This is a genomic window from Achromobacter maghribensis (assembly GCF_057334215.1).
The window spans coordinates 144,873-165,166 of record NZ_JBHFII010000026.1; the positions used below are offsets into that span (position 1 = coordinate 144,873).

16 protein-coding genes and 2 pseudogenes are annotated in these 20,294 nt (G+C 58.5%); 8 read left to right on the forward strand and 10 right to left on the reverse strand.

Annotation, left to right across the window (positions count from 1 at the left end):
• Nucleotides 1-7 precede the first annotated feature (7 nt).
• Nucleotides 8-1,012, reverse strand: a complete 1,005-nt coding sequence (locus ACE039_RS11505) for a ligase-associated DNA damage response exonuclease (protein WP_313458106.1) — start codon at nucleotides 1,010-1,012, stop codon at nucleotides 8-10.
• A gap of 204 nt (nucleotides 1,013-1,216) precedes the next feature.
• On the opposite strand from ACE039_RS11505, the gene ACE039_RS11510 reads away from it, so the two are divergent.
• On the forward strand, nucleotides 1,217-2,302 hold the full coding sequence (locus ACE039_RS11510) for a calcium:cation antiporter (RefSeq protein ID WP_485822413.1): 1,086 nt from the start codon (nucleotides 1,217-1,219) through the stop codon (nucleotides 2,300-2,302).
• Between the two features lie 36 nt (nucleotides 2,303-2,338).
• On the opposite strand, the gene nadE is transcribed toward ACE039_RS11510, so the two are convergent.
• Complete coding sequence (gene nadE / locus ACE039_RS11515) at nucleotides 2,339-3,172, reverse strand: ammonia-dependent NAD(+) synthetase (RefSeq protein ID WP_485822414.1); 834 nt, start codon at nucleotides 3,170-3,172, stop codon at nucleotides 2,339-2,341.
• Nucleotides 3,173-3,733: 561 nt separating this feature from the next.
• On the opposite strand from nadE, the gene ACE039_RS11520 reads away from it, so the two are divergent.
• Nucleotides 3,734-4,033 carry a helix-turn-helix transcriptional regulator gene (locus tag ACE039_RS11520; RefSeq protein WP_485822415.1) on the forward strand — a complete coding sequence of 100 codons (300 nt, stop codon included), beginning with the start codon at nucleotides 3,734-3,736 and terminating at the stop codon, nucleotides 4,031-4,033.
• 2 nt (nucleotides 4,034-4,035) lie between these two features.
• Here ACE039_RS11520 and ACE039_RS11525 read toward each other — a convergent pair whose 3' ends face one another.
• Genes ACE039_RS11525 through ACE039_RS11535 form a run of 3 tightly spaced genes read right to left on the reverse strand, consistent with a single transcriptional unit; the run spans nucleotide 4,036 to nucleotide 5,845 of the window.
• Nucleotides 4,036-4,878 carry an ImmA/IrrE family metallo-endopeptidase gene (locus ACE039_RS11525; RefSeq protein ID WP_485822416.1) on the reverse strand — a complete coding sequence of 281 codons (843 nt, stop codon included), beginning with the start codon at nucleotides 4,876-4,878 and terminating at the stop codon, nucleotides 4,036-4,038.
• Complete coding sequence (locus ACE039_RS11530) at nucleotides 4,875-5,264, reverse strand: hypothetical protein (protein WP_485822417.1); 390 nt, start codon at nucleotides 5,262-5,264, stop codon at nucleotides 4,875-4,877. Before ACE039_RS11530 ends, ACE039_RS11525 begins: the two co-directional genes overlap by 4 nt.
• Nucleotides 5,261-5,845 (reverse strand): hypothetical protein, encoded by a 585-nt coding sequence (locus ACE039_RS11535; protein WP_485822418.1) that lies wholly within the window; start codon nucleotides 5,843-5,845, stop codon nucleotides 5,261-5,263. The genes ACE039_RS11530 and ACE039_RS11535 overlap by 4 nt, the downstream gene beginning before the upstream one ends.
• 153 nt (nucleotides 5,846-5,998) lie before the next feature.
• Here ACE039_RS11535 and ACE039_RS11540 point away from each other — a divergent pair, with 153 nt between their 5' ends.
• Nucleotides 5,999-6,943 carry a hypothetical protein gene (locus ACE039_RS11540; RefSeq protein WP_485822419.1) on the forward strand — a complete coding sequence of 315 codons (945 nt, stop codon included), beginning with the start codon at nucleotides 5,999-6,001 and terminating at the stop codon, nucleotides 6,941-6,943.
• Nucleotides 6,944-7,127: 184 nt separating this feature from the next.
• On the opposite strand, the gene ACE039_RS11545 is transcribed toward ACE039_RS11540, so the two are convergent.
• The 4 genes from ACE039_RS11545 to mads1 are packed head-to-tail and all read right to left on the reverse strand — an operon-like array spanning nucleotide 7,128 to nucleotide 13,374.
• Nucleotides 7,128-8,309 carry a GIY-YIG nuclease family protein gene (locus ACE039_RS11545; protein ID WP_485822420.1) on the reverse strand — a complete coding sequence of 394 codons (1,182 nt, stop codon included), beginning with the start codon at nucleotides 8,307-8,309 and terminating at the stop codon, nucleotides 7,128-7,130.
• Entirely contained in the window at nucleotides 8,302-10,356 is a 2,055-nt protein-coding gene (locus ACE039_RS11550; protein ID WP_485822421.1) for a DEAD/DEAH box helicase, read from the reverse strand. The genes ACE039_RS11545 and ACE039_RS11550 overlap by 8 nt, the downstream gene beginning before the upstream one ends.
• Nucleotides 10,353-13,115, reverse strand: coding sequence for a class I SAM-dependent DNA methyltransferase (locus tag ACE039_RS11555; RefSeq protein WP_485822422.1), 2,763 nt, complete (start codon nucleotides 13,113-13,115; stop codon nucleotides 10,353-10,355). Before ACE039_RS11555 ends, ACE039_RS11550 begins: the two co-directional genes overlap by 4 nt.
• A gap of 58 nt (nucleotides 13,116-13,173) precedes the next feature.
• Entirely contained in the window at nucleotides 13,174-13,374 is a 201-nt protein-coding gene (gene mads1, locus ACE039_RS11560) for a methylation-associated defense system helix-turn-helix domain-containing protein MAD1 (protein WP_485822423.1), read from the reverse strand.
• Between the two features lie 889 nt (nucleotides 13,375-14,263).
• Between mads1 and ACE039_RS11565 the strand changes: the two genes are divergently transcribed.
• The 3 genes and pseudogenes from ACE039_RS11565 to ACE039_RS11575 all read left to right on the forward strand — a co-directional run.
• Nucleotides 14,264-16,294, forward strand: a complete 2,031-nt coding sequence (locus ACE039_RS11565; protein WP_485822424.1) for a hypothetical protein — start codon at nucleotides 14,264-14,266, stop codon at nucleotides 16,292-16,294.
• A 44-nt stretch (nucleotides 16,295-16,338) separates the two neighbouring features.
• Nucleotides 16,339-16,594: pseudogene (locus tag ACE039_RS11570) on the forward strand (ATP-binding protein); the annotation flags it as partial.
• 334 nt (nucleotides 16,595-16,928) lie between these two features.
• Nucleotides 16,929-17,422 (forward strand): annotated as a pseudogene (locus ACE039_RS11575) (DDE-type integrase/transposase/recombinase); the annotation flags it as partial.
• A gap of 312 nt (nucleotides 17,423-17,734) precedes the next feature.
• Here ACE039_RS11575 and ACE039_RS11580 read toward each other — a convergent pair.
• Nucleotides 17,735-18,157 carry a hypothetical protein gene (locus ACE039_RS11580; protein WP_485822425.1) on the reverse strand — a complete coding sequence of 141 codons (423 nt, stop codon included), beginning with the start codon at nucleotides 18,155-18,157 and terminating at the stop codon, nucleotides 17,735-17,737.
• A 913-nt stretch (nucleotides 18,158-19,070) separates the two neighbouring features.
• On the opposite strand from ACE039_RS11580, the gene ACE039_RS11585 reads away from it, so the two are divergent.
• Both ACE039_RS11585 and ACE039_RS11590 read left to right on the forward strand, forming a co-directional pair.
• The gene (locus ACE039_RS11585) at nucleotides 19,071-19,268 is read left to right on the forward strand and encodes an AbrB/MazE/SpoVT family DNA-binding domain-containing protein (RefSeq protein WP_485822426.1); all 198 of its coding nucleotides are present in this window, start codon (nucleotides 19,071-19,073) and stop codon (nucleotides 19,266-19,268) included.
• Between the two features lie 96 nt (nucleotides 19,269-19,364).
• Entirely contained in the window at nucleotides 19,365-19,790 is a 426-nt protein-coding gene (locus ACE039_RS11590) for an NIF family HAD-type phosphatase (RefSeq protein ID WP_485822427.1), read from the forward strand.
• The last annotated feature ends 504 nt before the right edge of the window (nucleotides 19,791-20,294 follow it).

Genomic DNA, 20,294 nt, shown 5'->3' on the forward strand with positions numbered 1-20,294 from the left:
CCTAGGTCTAGTCGTCTTCGCCATACTGGGTGGCCAGCGTTTCGGCCGCCACGCCGGCTTCGTTCAGCGTGCGCACCAGCGCGTCGGTGTCGCCATGCGTGGCGATGACGCGGCGCGCGCCGGTGTCATGGATGGTTCGCAACAAATCCGGCCAGTCCGCATGGTCGGACACGACAAAGCCACGGTCCATGTTGCGGCGGCGCCGATTGCCCCGCAACCGCATCCAGCCCGATGCGAAGCCATGCTGGGCCTTGCGGAAGCGCCGCAGCCACGCGCTGCCGGCGGCCGACGGCGGCGCAATGATCAGCTCGCCCGCGAAGCCGGCCCTTGAGGCCGGCGAGTCGCCATCGGCGTCGATCACCCCTTGCGTATCGGCCATGTCGATGCCGGCCTGCCGGTACACGTCCACCCCGGCCGCGATAGCACCATGCACGTAGACCGGCCGGTCGATGAACGGCTTGAGTTCCGCCAATACCCGCTGCGCCTTGCCCAACGCGTAGCAATAGAGAATAGCGGCCTCGCCGCGTGTCGCGCAGTGGTCACGCCATTGCACGATGTCCTGTGCCACGTCCGCCGTGCCGGGCCAACGATAGATGGGCAGGCCGAACGTGGCTTCGGTGATGAACGTGTCGCAAGCAACGACTTCAAACGGGCTGCACGTCGGGTCGGGCTGCCGCTTGTAGTCGCCCGACACCACCCAGGTCTGGCCGTCGGCCTCGATGCGAACCTGGGCGGAACCCAGCACGTGGCCAGCGGGGTGCAGCGATACGCGGGCATTGCCAAGCATGAACGGCTGACCATATTCATGCACGCGATAGTCTTGATCGCCCAATCGCCATTGCAGGATCGGCAGCCCTTCGGCGCTGGTGTGGTAACAGCCCATCCCCACCCGGGCGTGGTCGCCATGGCCATGCGTCAGCACGGCGGTCGCCACCGGCCGCCACGGATCGATGTAGAACTGGCCTGCCGGGCAGTACAGGCCTTCGGGACGCAATTGCACGACATCGCGCATGGGGCTCTCCGGGCACAGCGCTTGCTGACAAAACGTTCAGGTCCCGCAGCCCAATGCGCCGCGGGTCGGCAACGATTCACGATACTCCAAAAGACAATATGCGAAACCGACACATTCTGACGCTTGTTGTGCTCGTGGTCATCTTTGCGGTGGCCATGTCCCTCGTGCCCTGGTAGCTCGGGCCGAGCCACCTGTTCGGTCCAGATGAAATCCATTCTTCAGTCCGAGAAATCCCTGCTTCTGGCATTTGCCGTCGCAGCGGCAGGCTATGCGGTGGACACCCCGTTGGCGGGCTTTGGCCGGCTCGCCAGTGTGTCCGAGACAGTCCTTCTAATCGGGGCGATCCTGGCAGCGTCGCTGAATGTGGCGCGCCATGCCGAACGCATTGCCCAGAAGCTGGGCGATCCCTACGGCAGCATGATCCTGACGCTGTCGGCGGTACTGGTCGAAGTCATCGTATTGGCGACCGTCTCCGCCAAAACCGGCTCCCCCACGTTGGTGCGTGACAGTATTTATTCAGCCGTCATGCTCGACATCAACGGCCTTCTCGGCATCGCCGCCCTCATCGGTGGCTTCAGGCACGGAGAACAGGCCTACAACGACGATTCCGCCCGCACCTATAGCGTCATGATCCTGACCGCGGTCACGGTGTCCATGATCATTCCCGAATTCGTTTCCCAGGCCGACTGGCGCACCTATAGCGCCTTCACGATCGTGGCGATGCTGCTGCTGTACGGCGTATTCCTGCGCATGCAAACCGGCCCGCACAGCTATTTTTTCAGCTACAGCTACCCCGACAAGAAAACCCGCCGGCCCGCGCCCGCCCCCGCTTCCACGGGTTGGCGATACTCGGCCGCGATGATGGCGTGCGGCATCATCGCCGTGGGGCTTATTGCCGAACTCATGTCGCATTCGCTTGATCGCAGCCTGAAAGGCGTCAATGTTCCCGCTGGCCTGGTTGCCCTGATCGTGGCCGGCATTTCGGCGGCGCCGGAAATGCTGACCGCGGTGCGCGCCGCACTGGCCAATCGCATGCAGTCGGTGGTGAACATCGCCCTTGGCGCCTCGCTGTCCACGGTCATACTCACCGTCTCCGCCATGGAGGCCATGGCGCTTATTTCCGGGCAACGCATCGACCTGGCCATGACGCCGCCGCAGACGTTGATGATGCTGGTGACGCTGTTGGTCGCGGCGATCAACTTGAATGACGGCCAGACCAACGCCATAGAAGGCATGACGCACTTCATCCTGTTCACGACCTTTCTGATGTTGCTGGCACTGGGCCTGTAGCGATCATTCGCGCCCGCCACATGGCATTGCGCTATGTCAGGGCGCCACGGGCTGGCGGCGTTTGTGCGCGGTGGCCAGGTACTGGCGGCGAATGATCGCGGCAGCGCGCTCGGACACGGCCTGGCCTTCCAGGAAGGAGTCGATGTCGTCGTATGTCACGCCAAAGGCTTCCTCGTCCGGACGCAACGGCGACAGCGACTCCAGATCGGCGGTGGGTACCTTGACGATCAGCTGCGCGGGCGCGCCAAGCAGAAGCGCAAGCGCACGTACCCGCCGTTTTGTCAGGCCGCTGAGTGGAACGACATCGGCGGCGCCGTCGCCATACTTGGTAAAGAAGCCCATCACCGCTTCTGCCGCCTGATCGGTTCCGATGACCAGACAGTCCAAGGCCCCCGCGATCGCGTATTGCGCCACCATGCGCTGCCGGGCCTTGATGTTGCCCGCCACGAAATCTTCCATGGCCGCATCATTGAAGGCCAGGCCCGCAGACACCAGCGCATCACGTTGCGCCTCCACGGCAGGCTTGATGTCCACGCGCATCCGGTGATCCGCCCCGACGAATTCAAGCGCCAGGGCGGCGTCGTCTTCATCTTTTTGTTCGCCGTATGGCAAGCGTACGCCGACGAATGTCGCGCTTCCGCCTTCTGCGCGAATGCGCTCCACCGCAAGTTGGGCCATCCTGCCCGCCACCAAAGAGTCAACACCCCCACTGATCCCAAGTACGTATCCGGCTTTCCGGCTTGCCAACAGATAGTCTTGAAGAAAATTAATCCTGGACTCGAGCTCAGCGGCGGCATCGAAGTCCCGCAGCACGCCCAGCGAGCGGGCGATGGCCGCGTATCCGTTCCCAGCGTCAAAGTTCTCTTTCATGGTCGGCTCCCAATGACGAATGAGCCTTTAGCAAGTGGTATGCCCAAAACGCCTGCCGACTTTCTGGGTGCGCGGGGGAATCGGGGGACCGTTTTTGCTTGGGGAATGGAGCGCGCGCGCCGCGGGGACGCGAGGGAGATGTTTGCCGCCTTGGGGCTATAACCTCCGGCAATAACCTTGGCGCTATAACCCTGGGGCAATAAAAAACGCCCTAGTCGCTAAGCGGCTAAGGCGTCTTTCATCTTGAAATTTGGTGGGCTGTGAGTGGCTCGAACACTCGACCTACGGATTAAGAGTCCGTTTTAAGGGTGTTTTGCCAGGGGCAGACCAACATGAATATCTAGAAAAATCATGATCTTAGCTTACCGGAGCTTACCGCGATCTAACGCACTTTACTGCGGTCAGTGCGTTAAAAGTGCGGTCAATTTCGATGGCGCCGACGCGGATTGTACGAGCTACCGGATCCTCCCAGCCAAACCTTTTTTCTACTACATGCCCGATATGGGTAGCCCGCTTTCTTATACTCTGGACTGGCATGTGCCAGTGCCCCCGGAGGTCCTCATGGAACCCCTTCTGACCCTTGAGCAACTGGCCGCAACCCTAGGACTGTCAGTACAGACGCTGTACAACCGACGTGCTCGTGGTGAGTCGCTGCCGCCCTGCGTCAAGCTGGGGAGTCGGCTGCGATTCTTTCAAACGGACGTCCGGGCCTGGCTTGATGCCCAACGGGACGGTGAGGGAAATTGCCAAGCGGCACCATCACGAGAACCAGGGCAGACCAACCACCCGACCGCCCCACGCCGACGCGGCCGCCCAACCAAGGCCGAAGAGATCCGTAGGCGTGCACAACAGCATGCCTGAAGCTATCGTGCTGTTGTCTTTCGATCGAAGTATGAGCCGTGCTCGTTGTATTTCCGTCGAACGTTCCAGTCGAATCCAACCTCGAGCATCGACGACTCCAGGTAGAGCAGGACTAGCGCTGTACCAGCTGCGCTACTGATGCATTGTTCCTGGACTTCGTACTCGACGGCATCGTCGTTCTCAAACCAAACCTCGGCTGGTTGCTTCCCTAAACCTCGACACTCCTTGCCATCGTGAAGCAGATCAAAGGTAAAAGAGTCGTCGTCCAACTTTTCTCTTAAGACCCAGCGGCGCGGGATGTCACTAGCGGGCATCGCCCAACGTTTGCCTGTGCTGTCGTAGCAGGCCACGATGACAGGTAGCGTATTGATGTTGGCTAAGCGCAGCGTGGTAGCCATCACGCTCGTTTCAAACTCGGTCGCGATTCGGGTCAGCTGCTGAAACGTCGGCTTCCCAAGTGACGCGATCACTGGGTTGAAAAGAGGCCTAGGCATCAGCAGGTGTGCAGCGAAGCTGTCCGCCTCCTTTTCCAAGACTCGCTCCGATGACAAATTTGCACTAGGGTCGTCCACCCGACACTTGAAAGAACGCCCGCGGTGCAAATGCCAGTGCCCGAGTTCATGAGCCACCGAAAACCGCTCCCGTCCACGCACCCCAGAGGGATTGATGGTGGCAATAGCACGGTCGCGATAACCCACAAGCGAGGCCTCACATCCTGTCATTGCCTCATACACGACCTCGAGTTGGGAATCGAACGCAATTGCCTCGACATCCAGTTCGTCAGGACTGCTGATGCCAAGGTCCGCAATCAACGCTTCGGCGCGTTCGCCAGCAGTGGAGGTCACTTGCCCCCCTCCTCCCTGGAAACAATGCTCTTAATTTTCGTATACAGAGCGATGGCCTCGTCGTCAGGTAGCTCACCCAGATTGCGGGCAGCCAGGGTAAACCTGTTGTCATTGGCCGCCTGCGCCAAGAAGCTCCGTGCTTCCTCTGCGGAAACGGTCTGCGGCACTGGAGCAGACGTTGATTTCAATGCAGCATATCCGGCCTTGGCCGCGGCTAGCCGCGATTTGCTGACGCTTCTCTTGGCGGCACGCAGCAGATCAAGCCCCTTGGCCTGCACGCCAGCCGGGTCATGACCATCAAGAACTTGGTCGTCGGGTGTCGCGATTAGCTCTTCGACGAATGCGTCGATGAAGTTGTCAAACTCGTTGGTCGGTTTCGTATTCATGTCGGCCTCAAGTCAGGGTCCAGCGCTTTCAGTCGGCGCAAGAACCGGTTACGAGCCGCGTCATACTTTCTTTCATCCCACCCCAGTGCGTCGCGAGCGTCAGCACCTCGAAGACCGTCAGCCCAGGTCATGGCTAGTAATTCCAAGTCTTCATCGCCCCCAAGCGCGGCGTAGAGGGCGGCCATCTGCTGTTTTCCCGACAGCTCGTCCTCGGGGGTGACGGTGACCTTACCGTGAACTGCGGCGACCTTCTCGCCCTGATCGACTCCGACCGGTTCCACAACCACATTCCGGTCGATCGGGCTGGCGTCATTGTGCTTTCGCGCATTGCTTCCGACGCTTCGCATCACGGTCTTGAGCACCACTAGAGGGTGAAGTCCTGGTCGCCAGACCCGGGTTTCGCTCAACAGACTGCACAACGCTTCCTGCAACAGATCGTCCGGCGTCCAACCAGTCAGGCCACCACAGCAGACCGTCGCAATGGCTTCCGCTCGCCTCCAGTCGGCCGGGCTCAGGCTCTGTAGAACAGCCTCCACCTCGGCCTGAGACAGGCGCTCGTCGGGTTCGGGAATAGCAGACATAGACGGGGTCTCCTCCTCCTATGACTCTCGACCGAGCCGCCGTGGACGGCCCGGATGAAAAATTTTTAGTATCGGCGTCCACGGAACCGTTGAGAAGAGTCCTACAAGGCGAGGGCGACTTGCAGCCCCATTTACTTACAAGGAAATATAACAATGCAGATTAACCGGAAAACACGCAACATCACGAAGTACCTCCGCCACCTTCAGGCATCCGAGCAATATATGCTCGGTTTCGCCGTCCACCCCGGGCTCGAGGCACGACTACAAGACCTAGGATTCGATGTGCCGCTAATGCCTGGCCAACGCATCCTTGCATCGGCCCGCAAAGGGCCGGCATGCCGTCGTAACGCCGAGGGTTTCTCCATCGTTCACCGCGACCAGCCGAAGGAGACAGCCTACCGCCAAGTCGTTTGGACTTGGACGCAGTTTGCAGGACGTGATCAAACAGAGGAAAAGTCCAAGGTGGTAGACGTCCCGTACCAACGCTACCCCCGCACCCCAGTATTGCCCTACAGCATCGAGCTGGAGATCAAGATCCGTGCCGACGGCCAGATCTACGTTGTGTCAGGACCATTTATCAACGATGAAGCAACCGTTGTGGTAGCGACCAACAGCGCCAATATGATGCGCGAGACGCTCGGCGGCTTCGAAGTGCTGAACCGGGATTTGACCAGTTGGGTCAATGCACCACTGCGGCGCCTGCACTGGCAACTACTCCCACCGGGCCGCAACCCGTGGGAGTCCGCAGTGCCGGCACTGGAGCGTGTTGTCGAACGTGCCCCTGCGGGAAACCGCGGGGTACTGCGTGCTCGTTTGTCGGCCGTCGGAGCCAAGCAGCCGGATTTTGTAGCCGTCGGTCTGGGCGGATTCGAAGGATATGTCGTGTTCGGGTTCGAACAACGGAAACTGTGCGTCCTGGAGTGCCCGCAGGTTAACAACGCTACTTACGTGTTGCCGATGGACTCTTGGGAGGAAATTGCCCAGATGACCAAGGCTGAAATCCTCAACGCGGGAGCCCATGCTGCACGGATCGTACATACCCGGGGCTGGTTCAGTGCTCTCGATTCGGTTTTGACCGATGATCGGAAGGCCGCGTAGTGGACAGATCTACTGGAGTGCACAGCCAAAGCCACCGCTTGATAGCGAGGCTCCGTGCCTCCGCTCTCAGGCAGGCGGTTCGGCAACGAGGCATTAACAATGCCCACGACGAGCAGGAGCAGCCAAAACTACTTGGCCGCGTGCCAAGAGCCGAAAGGAGAAGCCCTTGCTGGCTTGAGACGAATCACTTAGCCCTTACCAACATTGCTGTGCTGGGATCGTAGGTGTAATCAAGGATGCTGCCATCTTTGATGCGCGCAACGGCTTCGTCGATCACGAACAGCGGCACCAGGAACCACTCCTCCGGCTGCACCGGATGGCCAAAACGGTCATGGATGGTGATACTCAAGCGGGCCGGCGCGAAGAGCCTGTGGAACAAGCTCTCCATACGGGTTCGGTTAATGCCCGCGAGCTTGTAGGTCGCGATGACTTCAACTTTCGCCAGCAAATAGGTTGAGTCCAACTCAGCGTTGGCAATGCGAGCTTCTACCTTGCCGCCGGTAACACCGATCTTGTGGATGACATCTCGATGCTGCGCCACATAGGGATGGTCGGAATGAGAACGCACCACATAAATTGTGCCACTCTCCAGGTCACCTTCTTCCAACGCGTCACTGAACAGGGGACCCATGTCTGGATCGGTGATCCGGCGTCCCGCCTCATCCTTGTACAAAGCCCGCACAAGGGAAAGCCGCAACAAATTGCTCTCCGTACCATTGGAGAAGATTACACGAAGGCGCGCATCTCGCTTCCCTTGCGGCGAGTCGAATTCCTCGCCTTCCTCTGCTACGTAAGCCGTTTGACCATCCAGAATGAACCAGTGACCTACATCGATCGTTGCATACTGCCCGAAGGGTCGCGTCACCCTCAGACCTGAGCTCAGGTCGTTTCGCACCTGATCGAACTGCGGCTTGAATACGTCGAAGTCTTCGCACGGCTTGCGATCCGCTATCTCCACGGCGGCGCGCTTATCGGCGCTGGTGCGGACATGGCGTAGGACCGTGATGTCATCCGCGTCCGCTACACCCGCCAGCTCGGCGGCCAGGTCGTCGATGTCGATGGCTTCATCCGCCGAAGCGGCAACGGTAGGCGTCCCGGCAAGCAAGCCGTGATGATCTAGCGGCTCCAGCAGGGTGCGGCAGTCCGGGAGCGCGCGCAAACGATCCAGACGCACGGCGTAAAGGCGCTCGAATATGTCACGGTCTTCACCGTGCTGCGGCGCACGGCCGTGCTTTTCGGTGAAGCGTTGGATTTCCTCAAAGCCCGCGATGACGCGCTCCTCACTGGCCGGCCGTCCGCCCTTCTTCTCAGGCGGTGCGAACTCGGCAAGCTCCGCAGCGAGTTCGTCAAGATCGGAGTTACTCATAGCGTCCCTCCGCCTTGAAGCGCATGAAGGCGGCCGCGCCTTCGGCCATGCGTCGCTCCCAAGCATCCTGGGAATCGAGCGCCGGAATGCGGCCGCGCTCCTTCTTGAACTGAACGGCGCGAACGGCCATCTCCCTCGCTTCGTCCGGCGTCAGGCTCGTGCGCTTGGCCGAGATGGCCGCCGCAACCTGCTTCAAGCTGTCTTCGCTCATGGTCTTGGCGAGGATGGCGTAGGCTTCGCCGAAGGGGTTTATGCGGTCGATCAGGTCGATGTCCAACTCACGCACGTCCATCGCGAAGCGGCGCACGCCGTCGATCAGGGCGGTGTTGGGCGACCCGTCGCTCTCGCCTTCGGTGACAAGCCGCTTGGCCTGCTGCGTTAGGTTGAGGGCGGCGATGGCGTGCTGGCGCACGGCCTCCTGATCTTCAGCGTCAAGCTCGGGATACTTGTCCTTGATGATCTTGCCCATGCGAACCTGCGTCAGCTCCTCGGGCACCAACTCCTCATCAAACAGGCCACGCTCGATGGTGGGCTTGTCCTGCACGAAAGCCGCGATGACTTCGTTCAAGTCTTCCTGGCAGATTCGCGCCGCCTCCTTGCTCTGGGGCTCGGCGAGGCCCTTGATCTCGATTTGGTACGCCCCTGTCTGCTCATTGACACCGACATTGCAGCGGTCCGAGTCGTAGCCACCCTCGCCGTAGTTAAAACCCGGCGTCGGGCCGCTGTCGGGGTTCTTGGGCTTGAACTCAAAGCGTGGAGCAAGAACCTGCTCCATCAGCAGGCTTGCCGCGATGGCCTTCAACGTATCGTTGACGGCCTCGGTGACAGCTTCCTCGGCGGCATCCGGCTCGGCGATCAGGTTGGTGAACCTCGCGCGGGTCTTGCCGGGCGCGTCGCGGGTAGCTCGGCCGATGATCTGCACGATCTCGGTCAGGCTGGCGCGGTAGCCCACGGTCAGCGCATGTTCGCACCAAATCCAATCGAAGCCTTCCTTCGCCATGCCCAGCGCGATGATGATGTCCACATGGTCGCGGTTGTTCTTCTGCGCCGGGTCTTTGAGCGAGGCGGACACGCGGTCGCGCTTGGCGGCATCGTCATCGACTAGATCGGCGATCCGCAGCACGCGGCCATCGGGGCGCTTGACACGTTGGAAGCCGGTCGCAGGGTCGATGCCTTGCCATTCACCCAGCGCTTCGATGATGTGCTCCACTTCGCGCATCTTGTCCTTCGTGCTTTCACGCGAATTGACGTTGGGGATGTGGATGATCGTCTTCTCGGCGGGATCGAGGACATTGAGGATGTCATCGACGTAAGGCCCGCTGTAGAAGAAGTAGCCGATGTCAAGTTGCTTGAGGTACTCGTAGCCGTTGAGCTGCTCGTAGTAGGTGTAGGTGACGGTATCGAACTTCGACTCATCCTGCGGTGCAAGCACGGCCTCCGCGTCGCCACGGAAGTAGGAGCCGGTCATGGCAACGATGTGCGTTTTGCCCCGCGCGAAGAACTGTCCCAGGTGCAAGCCGAGCTTGTTGTCCGGGTTGGCCGAAACGTGGTGGAACTCATCGACCGCGATCAGTCGGTCGTCAAACGCCTCCACGCCGTAGGCATCGACGGCGAAGCGGAAGGTGGCGTGCGTGCAAACCAGCACCTTGTCACTGCCTTCGAGGAACGCGCCCAGCGACTTGACCTTACCGCCGTTGTCGTTGCCCGGCGCGTTGCACAGGTTCCACTTCGGCTCGACGTGCCAGTCAGCCCAGAAGCCGTATTTCGACAGTTGCTCGTCATTAAAGCTGGCTCCGATGGACTTCTCGGGCACGACGATGATTGCCTGCTTCAAGCCTTGGTTCTTGAGCTTGTCGAGTGCCACGAACATCAGCGCACGGCTCTTGCCCGATGCGGGCGGCGACTTGATGAGCAGGTATTGCTCGCCCCGCTTCTCGTAGGCCCGCTCCTGCATGGGCCGCATCCCAAGAGCATTGGCCTTGGTGGATGCTCCGTTTCGGGCGTAGGCGACGGAAACGGACGGTACGGACTTGATCTTGTCGCTCATGCATTGGCTCCCGCTTTGCGCTTCTTGCCCTTAACCGGTGCAGCCGAAGCGGTCATCTTGGTATAGAGGTCAAACAGCTTTTCCAGCCGCTCGGTGTCGTTCTTGAAGCGCCGACCGATGTAGATGCGCTCCAGCACTTCGTCGTTGCGTTCATGGGCAGCGCGCAGGTCGGCGGGCATGTTCTCAGGGTCATACAGGTCCGCGATGGTCGCGGGAAAGTGATGCTCCCGCGCCAGCAAAATGTCCTCGGCACAGCGCGTCAGGTCGGCCCTGTTTTTGTCTGTCAGCGTTGGAACCGGGAAGGTGTTCCAACCAAGGGTATTGGAATACCTGGGGTCACTCTTCATTCTGCCGCACACTGTCTTAGCCCAGACTGTATGAAGGCGGGACACCACAATTGCCAAATTCCAAAGCGGCGCATTGAAGAGTCCAAACGCCTCAGTGACGATACCACCTCGCTCCAGCAACGAAGCGGGAATGTAATCGCGGTTATCGGAAGCTGTTTTTGAAACAATGATGACCGACTCGTCACCGGTCTGGCGAATCTCTCCAAATCGATACGGAAATCGACTTAGCGAGTTTGTAGTTGGTCTCTTACTCTGCTCCCGTGCTGTTCTGACACGGTTGAAGCGACATGCGAGCGTATGGATCTCATTTGCCTCCTCGTACTGGCCGTCATTCACCCAAACGCAGTATCTCGGAACACCATTGATGAATTCTCGCGTGCCTGCTGCGGATCGAACGAACGGCAATGTCCTGCGGTCAGTGATCAGCTCCTTGTATTCGCTATAGTTCATCAGCAGAGCCCCGCCGTCATTGGGCATGCTGCCGAACGACATAGGTGACACATCGGACAATGCTGTGCGTCGCTCGTCGACGAAGACCGTCGGACCAGGGACCATGTAAGGTCCAATTTGATCCACGTCCCTGGCTAATCCATCTGAGATTACTCGGCATTTCTCGGGCACTGAAGAAATCCCAATAATGGATACTGTGACTACGGCCTTCTTCGAGGCCAGGTTCGACCACTTGAATGACGGCTCTGCGAAAAAAATCCTCAAATCGTCACCAAGCAGCGCAGGCCAAATTCTGGCAACTTGCCTCCCTTGGTGAATGCTGTTGGTTGCTACAAAAGCAAACTTGGCACGATACCTGCGGACAAAATTTGCCGCCTTAGCAAACCACCCCAAAACGTAGTCAGCCACTCCAGAGTTGATGTTCTCCACCGCAAAAACATGGGCCAAGTCTGATTTCTGCTGGTCGGTTTGATCTTGGCTTCCTTTGTACGGCGGGTTACCACAGATGTAGATCTCACCGCCCTCGTTCTCGAAATCGATTTCAGCCTGATCGAGTGGCGTCTCAAAGAGGTCACTCGATTGCAATTTCACGCCGATCCCAATTGATGGGCACACGTTTAACCAATCGAGCCAGAGCGCATTGCCGCAAGTGATCCAGTTTTCGTTCCGTAAGGGCAGGAACTCGGCGAGAGCCAATTTCTGGCCGCGATACAGCACATCGCACTGGTATTCGGCGATGACCAACGAGAGCCGCGCTATCTCCGCCGGGAAGTCGCGCAGCTCGATCCCGCGAAAGTTGGTGAGCGGGATTTCCGATGCGCGATCCGGTTCACCGCGCCGCCGGTTGATCTCGGCTTCGATGGCACGCATTTCCTTGTAGGCAATGACCAGGAAATTGCCCGAACCGCAGGCCGGGTCGAAGACCCTGATCCTCGCTATGCGCTTGCGCAGGTTCAGCAACATGCGAGGGTTGTCGCCCGCCTCTTCCAGCTTGGAACGCAGGTCGTCGAGGAATAGCGGATTCAGCACCTTTAGGATGTTGGGAACACTGGTGTAGTGCATCCCCAGCTCGCCGCGCTCCTCGTCCTCGGCAACGGCCTGGATCATCGAGCCGAAGATGTCAGGGTTGATCTTGGTCCAATCCAACCCGCCGACGTGTAGCAGGTAGGACCGGGCGATCTTGCTGAATCGCGGCACCTCGTCGCCGCCAGAGAACAACTGCCCGTTGACGTAAGGGAAGTCTTCGGCCCACCGGGGAATCTTGGCGGCTGCCCGGTCCTCGCGCTTCGTATTCATGGCGCGGAACAGCGTGGCGATGACCTCGTGCGTGTTCGACGAATCCTTGGCGCTCATCTGCGCGACGGTTTCGGTGAAGCGCCCCTTCCCGATGAAGATGTCGGTGTCCTCGGCGAAGAAGCAGAAGATGAGCCGCGCCATGAGCTTGTTCATGTCGTGGCGGCGCTCCGCTGTTCCCCAGGCAGGGTTGTCTTTCAACAGTTCAACGTACAGCCGGTTCAGGCGGCTGGTGGCCCGAATGTCAAAGGCGTTTTCGCTGATCTGGCGCACGGTACTGATGCCCGCCAGCGGCAGGAAGAAGCCGAAGTGGTCGGGAAAGTCCTTGAAGGCACAGGCGACTGTCTCGCCGCTGGTCAGGTCTTCGGCCTCGAAGTCCGCGCCGTCGGTAGCGAGGATGAACTTGGCCTTGGCCTTGGCCGTCGCCGGGCTGGCTTTGAGAGCGGCCAACATCTGCGTCACCCGCCCTGCGTCGCAGGTCAGGATGTGGATGTTGCTGGTCTGGAGAACACCGCCGAGGTCGGACTTGTTAGACGCCCCCGCACGCAGGCGCTTGATTGTCGTCGCTTTGTTGCCGAACGCCTCAAGGAAGGCATAGGGGAACTCTGCGCTGTCGAACGGCTGCTCCGCCAAGTCTGTGATGGCTTGTTCGATTTCTACTGCATTCATGGGCGTGTAGCCTCTTCTCCGGGCGAGGCGGCTTGGTTGCGTTCGTCTTTCGGTGCGCTCATGTCTTGTCCTGCGTTTTCTCAGCTATCTGCGCGGCAATCCAGCGATCCAACTCGCTGCGACGAAAACGCCAAGTGCCGCCCAGCTTGAATCCCGGCATCTCCCCTTGCTGGGCGAGCCGATACACGGTCTTCTTCCCTGCCTTGAGATAGACCGCCACTTCGTCCAGGGTGAGAATTTCACTATCGGGTGGGTTCATTTCAGGCGGCTCGCTTGGTGTCGCACGGCAAAGTTTTCCAAAGTTTGGCCAATTTTACCCTCCCACCCAAGAGATGCGTCGCTGGACGAGCGTCTTGGATCATGATCTCGCTGTTCAATTCACTCTGGCGACATATGCCGCTGAACATGACCATCAGATGAAGTTGACCTTGCCGTGAGCTTCCACCCGCGAGACTTCACCCCCAAGAGGAGTAACTTTCGTGCGCCACCCTCGATTGACCAGCATTCTGTCTAAGCAAGGGACGGTCACTGTTCCTCATGAATTGCGCAAACAGCTAAGGCTCAACCGGGAGCGTCGCATGAATTTTTGCTCCGCGAGGACGGTACGCTGTCCCTAGGCTTCGACCACCCCAAAAGCGAAAACCAGACGGTACGCGCAAGAGGGACAGACAGAGCAAGGGATAACAGAGTCGGCCCATCCCACGGTAAGCGCCTCGAAGACATGACAAACCTGAGAGTCCACTAGCAAAGGAGGGCACGCTCAAGAAGCCAAAACTCGGCTCTCGCTCGTCATCCGCAACGCCTCACGCTATACACACGGCGAGGCATTGCTGCCCGCCCTTCTTCGGACCGAAACTGACCTGAACCCCGACCGCCCACGAACCTCAAGGGCGGCAAGCGAAGAGTTACTCACCGCATCCTGGACTTCGTGCGCTATACATATCTTGCGCTACGCGTGATGGTCCTGCGCAATCACGCGTAGCCAAATCAACCACTAGAAACGGCAGAATCGGACCCGTGGACATCAGGTCAAAATAACGAATCAAATACAGTAGTCGTTTTGACTACAAATCTATTTGGCATATAAGAATCATTTTTTATTCAGCATGTTATTGTACCCATCGTTCTCAGATAACTACTGCGACGCGATGGAAGAAAAACAGCATAGAGCACAGGGCATTTTTCAATTAGGCAACTATTCGTCGTACGCAGTGAGCTACCAAACCCAGCTCGCCTCGCGCGTCACACCGAGTTTCGCTCCTCCCGTTTCGCCTTTATCCGAAGACGAAATGGACATCACATACAACCAACTCCTTGAACACCACAAAGCCCGCCTGACCCAAGAACGAGAATCCTTTTCCGAGCAGGTACTGCGCAACCACACCTCCGCCCTGAAGGCCTACCTGGTGTTCTGTGGCAAGGACCTGAATCAGCGCGTCAGCCGCGAGTTCACCGCCGACTTCCTCAAGCGCATGCAAGAGTTCGCTCAGCTGATTTCCGGCGGCAATCGCAAGACGGCTGCCGATAAGCTAAGCATGCTCAGGGCCATTAAAAAGACCGTGGACACCCTGCATCGCAAGGCCCAGTTGGCACCCGTGTCAGGCATTTCGATGTTCCACAAAGAGCTGCGCTTGGCCGTCGCCAGCAGCGGACAAACGCCGGAAGAGATCGCGAAGGCGATCGGTGCCGCACCCCTGACGCTGCCACGTTGGATGGATGGCGCGAACCCAATGAAGAAGGGGATGCCGACACTACGTCGCCTGGAGCGTCACCTGGGGCTCGAACGCGGTTTCCTCGAAAGTAAGCTGGAGTACCCCCGCAAGGAGACACGCGTTGCAATGGTGGTGGCTGGCGACCGGTACATCGAACGCATGCGCTCCTTGGTCAAAGACCCCTTCTATCTGCCCCGCAGCGAATTCAGCTGCGAACTGAAGGCTGAGTGGTTCGCGCTTTTGCGCTACAAGACCGCCGAGCACCCGGTTGGCCTGCGTCGGTCACCTCGCGGACGCTGGCGCGTGCTTGCCAAGGATCAAGTGGGGCCGGAGATCTCGAGTGAGCAGTTCTGCTGCGTCACGGAGGGCTACTACAGCCCCAGCGCTTCCCGCAACTTTCAGATCGTTCGCGCGTTCCTCGGGTTTCTGAGCAAACCGAAAGAAGGAAACACCGCCGTAGCAGGGCTGGGACTGCCCGTGGACAAGGTGCAAACACTTGCCCACTTGGTGATCCCTGAGAACCTAGAGGCATACCTCCAGTTCATGAAGGCACGCTCTGGCCACACCATACACAACGGGCACATCAATGTGGCTGGCGCCGTCTGCAACCTGACGAACCCGGGAGACGGATACCTGTGGCAGCACCCTCAGCTTCTGGAGAAGGTGCAGGAATTCGCTCGCGACCGGACATGGCAGCAACTGTGCGATGAGACGCACAGCCTGTGCAAATCATGGCAACAAGCCGGGAAAGGCAAAAAATCGCGCGACCCCAAAGCACCCTTGCTTCACTTGCTCAGCCTTGACGATCCGTTGGTGCCGTTCAAACGGGCAATCAAGCAACTGGACATCGCTGCCGCGAACTGCGCACCGGGTTCGGCGTTTCAGGCTACGTACAAGCGAGATGCTCTGCTCGTTGCTATTTCCCTGTCCAACCCGCTTCGGCACCGTACGCTGACCATCATGAAGTACATCAAGCCGGGAGAGTTCTCCGCATATGCCTCGAACCTTTATCAAGCTGAGGACGGCACGTGGCGCCTGCGCTTCTGGAAAGGGGACTTCAAGAACGACGGATCAAAAGATGATGACTACGACGCGCCACTTCCCAAAGCCCTGGCCTCCCGGATCGAGGAGTACCTGGACGTATACCGACCCGTTTTGATTCGGCGCAATCTAGGCGCCCCTTGGGTGTTTCCCAACCTCCACGGCAATATGCACAAGGACGTCGGACAGTTGATGGCTGGCGTGGCTCAGAATTACATCCCGGAGGTCTCACGCCTGCGGATGCACGCTGTGCGACACATCGTAGCGACTGACTTCCTGAATAGGAACCCCGGGCATTACACGGTGGTCGCAGCCCTGTTGCATGACAAGCTGGAAACCGTGCTGAAGCACTACGCGCATCGCAAGAGCGAATCAGCATTCAACCTACACGAAGAACATATGAGGTCCTTCTTCGCCGAGGATTGATACCAAATTTTCCTATGCGTCCACCCTCACGCTACGTCGGCAGAATGGCACACTGTTGGCACAGCATCGACCGTCAATTAAAAGGGCCCACGCTAAGCTTGGGCCTAATCGAGCGCTTGAAGGCGCTCAAGCTGCACGGTATGGCTCAAGCGCTCACCGACCTCGTGCAGCAAGACTCTCCGGCATACCAGAGCTGCTCCCCCATCTTGAGCCAGCTTCTACGGGCCGTAGCTTACCAAGCGGGAGGTGCGATCTATTGCCTATCAGATGAAGGTGGCCAAGTTCCCAGCATATCGAGAACCAGCTCCTGACTTGAAGTAATGATTGCTATGCAAACAAGGACGCTCACAGAAGGTCTGCTAGGCGGTAGTTTTCAGACATATTGGACAGTAATCGCGCACTTTTCAGACAAAACAAGCGGTAAGTGACTACTTTTCAGACATGTTTACCCGGTTTCGCAGGGTGATCGAGTGGTTTTCAGACATCAGGGCGTACCCACCTCTGCGGTCGAAGTACCTTTGGAGGCGCCGATCAGAACCCTCTGCTCTTTTGTTGGAGCGGGACCTGCGATGAGCAACGTAGGCGATCGTAGGGGTAGCTCAAGGCAAACCTGGAGCTGAGACCAACTGTTCGGGCCTGGGTGGCCGACATGACCTACATCCGCACGAAACGTGGCTGGCTTTATCTGGCCGCCGTGATGGACCTGTACTTGCGCAAGGTCGTCGGCTGGGTGATGACGCCCACCATGCATGCGGAGCTAGTCTACGCGGCCTTACGCATCACCATCGCGCTGCGCCAACCCGCGCCCAGCTTGATTGGGCATACCGACCGTGGCCGCCGGTACGCCAGCCAGGCTCACCGCGATCTGCTGGCTCGCCACGGCCTGCTCACCAGCATGAGTCGCAAGGGAACTGCTGGGATAACGCCGGGATGGGACGCTTCTTCCTGAACTTGAAGATGGAGCGGATCTGGCAACGGAACTACGCCAATCCCGCTGAGGCCGTCACCAATATCAACCACTACATTGTCGGCTCTTTCAACACCTATCGCCTCAAATCTGTATCAGACCGAGGACGGCACGTGGAGTCTTCGCTTTTGGAAGGTAGGCGTCAAGAACGATGGATCTAAAGATGAGGACCACGACGCCCCGCTACCCAAAGCAATAGGCCCAAGGGAACCCAGGGCATTCACGGTGGTGGCAGCACTGTTGCACGACAAGCTGGAAACGCTGCTGAAACACTATGCCCACCGTAAGAGCGAATCGGCATTCAATCTGAATGAGGAGCATATGAAGCCCCTCTTTGCCAAAGATTGATGCGCCAGTATCCCCGGCAGCCTCATGATAGTTAGCTGAGACACGGAGGAGCAAGACGGGCCTGAACCGATCGTCATGCAAAAACCCCCACTGCTACATAGCGTGGGGGCCAAGTTCAACGCAAATCAAACCTGAAGCTTGATCCTCCGCGTCAACCACCAATCTCCCATCGGCCGGAGGAAATCCTCAAGCTGAGCGCGCTGATGCAGCAGAACAATAAGTACCTTCATTGGAACAGGCAGGCGTTCGAGGTCCGTGAGATCAACCCCTGCCTCTGCCGCTGATGGACTGCTGCTAATCGAAGCCAGCCCTCTCGAAATCCCCTCTTCGAAGGTCGGGATGTCCTCGATGAAGTCGGCCAACTCCAGCCGACCTGCGAGCACGAAGGCGCCGATCGGCGGAATGCCGAGATATGCCGAGAACCGCCGCAAATGCAGATCGCTCACTGCATCCATCGCCTTATCGCCGTTCAACAACTGAGACAGGTAGCTCTGACTGACCCCGACGTGAGCGGCCATCTGCGAAACAGTATGCGAACGTTCACGCATGGCAACTCGCAAAGCGTGCCGGAGCCGAAGGCCCTTATTTCCTTTCTCCATAATTCTTGCCTAATAGAACGGGCACATGCCCACAGGCGTATAGCTAGATGTGGCGCACGATGAGGCATTGCGGTCAGCGCAATCCCATTGCCCCCAGCAATAAAGGCCCCATGCCAAGTGGAGACCAGTAGGCTGGAGCATATTTTCCCGGACCCCAGATGATCTACTTTCACCCCAACGCTCTTGACACCTCTGACCTAGGTGACCCGGCAAAGCGACTCCTTCACACAATGATGGCCATCGGAATCGAGCTAGGCGAGAGCGACCATCATCGCGTGGAGGCTGAGGAACTTCTGCGACGAGCAGATCTGCCACGAGAAAGTCGATCGCTAATGCGGGTCCTGCTCATCGAATGCACGAAAGCCTTGGGTTTGCTTGAGCCGGATGACGACAGCAACGACGACGCGCTAGAGGCAAGCTGCCCTGTCTTCCAATATGTCGCCCAAGACCATGATGAAGTGATCTACCGAATGTTTCGGCCCATCTATGGACTGTCGGCGTCAGAACTTCAAAGCCTGCTTCCTCTACATCCGCACAAAGTTGTTCCGGTTCTTCCGACGCGTGTAGTAAACGATAGTGCGTCATTCAACACTCGTGCCGGATCCGACCAAGGCTGGCCAGGAAGCAAGGAGATGATCGAGACCTCAAACTCAAGCCGCATTTCCCTGGCAAACGCAGGAGGCGATAACTCTGACCAACCCGTCGACCTGAACGAGGCAGTTCGAACGCTCTGGCGACTCGCTCACGAGGACGGGGACTTAGGCGCGGAATACTGGAACTCAGTCATTAACCTCCTCAGATCAGCAAACTCAATGCGCTCGGAACTGCTGGAGCTTCGGCGACGTGAGAATGCATCTAAGGCATGACCGATGAGCAGATCTCAGCGAAGCTGAGCACCAAAGGCAGAGTGACGATCCCCGGCGCCATCCGCGAGAAGCTGTCTCTCAGGCCTGGCAACAGACTCCAATTCGAACTACGTGCAGATGGCACGTTGGAAGCTCGTCTTGCCACAGGGGAAAGCGCGGTGCCCGCTGGCAACGACGATGGCGGCCAAGAATGACCTCCCCAGTCGTGCCGGCGCGGCCCGCCTCCGCTTTAAGCGCTGGACCATATCATCAGTATTGCCACCCCTCCCTTTTTGACACAGGCTTCACCTATGACTCGCCCCAATACCCTTGCTCTCGACTTAGAAGGCACGTTAATTTCTAACGCCGCCAGCCAAATCCCTCGACCTGGACTCAGCGAGTTCCTGATTCAGTGCCGTGAGATTTTTCCGAGGATCGTGATGTACACGACGGTAAGCGAAACAAGGTTTCGCCCAATCGCAGAACTGCTCGTTGATGAAGGTCTGGCACCCAACTGGTTTGCGCAAATTGAATACGTGCGGTGGAACGGCGCGACCAAGGACTTAGCAAGGATCCATGGCGCAACGGTTCAGCAGTGCCTTCTAGTCGATGACTTTGAAGGATATGTCCACCCCGGGCAGCGTTCTCAGTGGGTAAGGATCGACTGTTTCGAACATCCTTATGAGCCGTCCGACCAGGGACTCGCACGTGCGCTGCTGGAGCTACGCCAACGCTGAGTAGAACCTTCCTTAAACTGCCACCCGATACCGTCTTGATGGTGGCCGACGAGGGCTTAGATCTGGCAGTCCAGAGCGACAAACCAGCGCCCAGGCTGATCGGAGAGTGGCGATCACTCTGGGCCTTTGAAGCAGTTATCACACAACAACATTCAGGGATTTGTTCTTTCTACTACGCCATCTCGACTTCTAATGGGCCGAGCGAAGGTCTCGCAACAAATCCGGGCAGAGACTTCTGATGAACATGAGCAACCTATGCAATCGGCATTCGCCGAAGACCAGAGGGCGCCTGCGGGGGATCACTCTCAGCGAGCTCAGAAATGCGGAGGCAGGAAGTGGACAGTCACGAGCGACTATTCACTGCCAATAGCAGCCAATGACAACTAGCGAAGGCGGACTTTCAACGTTGAAGCTCATCGGCGGAATGACGCTTGTCCAAGCGGATTCGGTAGAGCGATCATCAGGCGTCGCTTTCGCCTCCAAGCGACAGCGATGACATAGAAA

Coding starts and splice junctions, on each gene's coding strand:
- ACE039_RS11550 (WP_485822421.1), bottom strand. CDS start 10,356: ATGAGCGACAAGATCAAGTCCGTACCGTCCGTTTCCGTCGCCTACGCC.
- ACE039_RS11510 (WP_485822413.1), top strand. CDS start 1,217: ATGAAATCCATTCTTCAGTCCGAGAAATCCCTGCTTCTGGCATTTGCC.
- ACE039_RS11590 (WP_485822427.1), top strand. CDS start 19,365: ATGACTCGCCCCAATACCCTTGCTCTCGACTTAGAAGGCACGTTAATT.
- ACE039_RS11565 (WP_485822424.1), top strand. CDS start 14,264: ATGGAAGAAAAACAGCATAGAGCACAGGGCATTTTTCAATTAGGCAAC.
- ACE039_RS11505 (WP_313458106.1), bottom strand. CDS start 1,012: ATGCGCGATGTCGTGCAATTGCGTCCCGAAGGCCTGTACTGCCCGGCA.
- ACE039_RS11540 (WP_485822419.1), top strand. CDS start 5,999: ATGCAGATTAACCGGAAAACACGCAACATCACGAAGTACCTCCGCCAC.
- ACE039_RS11545 (WP_485822420.1), bottom strand. CDS start 8,309: ATGAGTAACTCCGATCTTGACGAACTCGCTGCGGAGCTTGCCGAGTTC.
- ACE039_RS11530 (WP_485822417.1), bottom strand. CDS start 5,264: ATGAATACGAAACCGACCAACGAGTTTGACAACTTCATCGACGCATTC.
- ACE039_RS11555 (WP_485822422.1), bottom strand. CDS start 13,115: ATGAATGCAGTAGAAATCGAACAAGCCATCACAGACTTGGCGGAGCAG.
- ACE039_RS11580 (WP_485822425.1), bottom strand. CDS start 18,157: ATGCGTGAACGTTCGCATACTGTTTCGCAGATGGCCGCTCACGTCGGG.
- mads1 (WP_485822423.1), bottom strand. CDS start 13,374: ATGAACCCACCCGATAGTGAAATTCTCACCCTGGACGAAGTGGCGGTC.
- ACE039_RS11535 (WP_485822418.1), bottom strand. CDS start 5,845: ATGTCTGCTATTCCCGAACCCGACGAGCGCCTGTCTCAGGCCGAGGTG.
- ACE039_RS11520 (WP_485822415.1), top strand. CDS start 3,734: ATGGAACCCCTTCTGACCCTTGAGCAACTGGCCGCAACCCTAGGACTG.
- nadE (WP_485822414.1), bottom strand. CDS start 3,172: ATGAAAGAGAACTTTGACGCTGGGAACGGATACGCGGCCATCGCCCGC.
- ACE039_RS11585 (WP_485822426.1), top strand. CDS start 19,071: ATGACCGATGAGCAGATCTCAGCGAAGCTGAGCACCAAAGGCAGAGTG.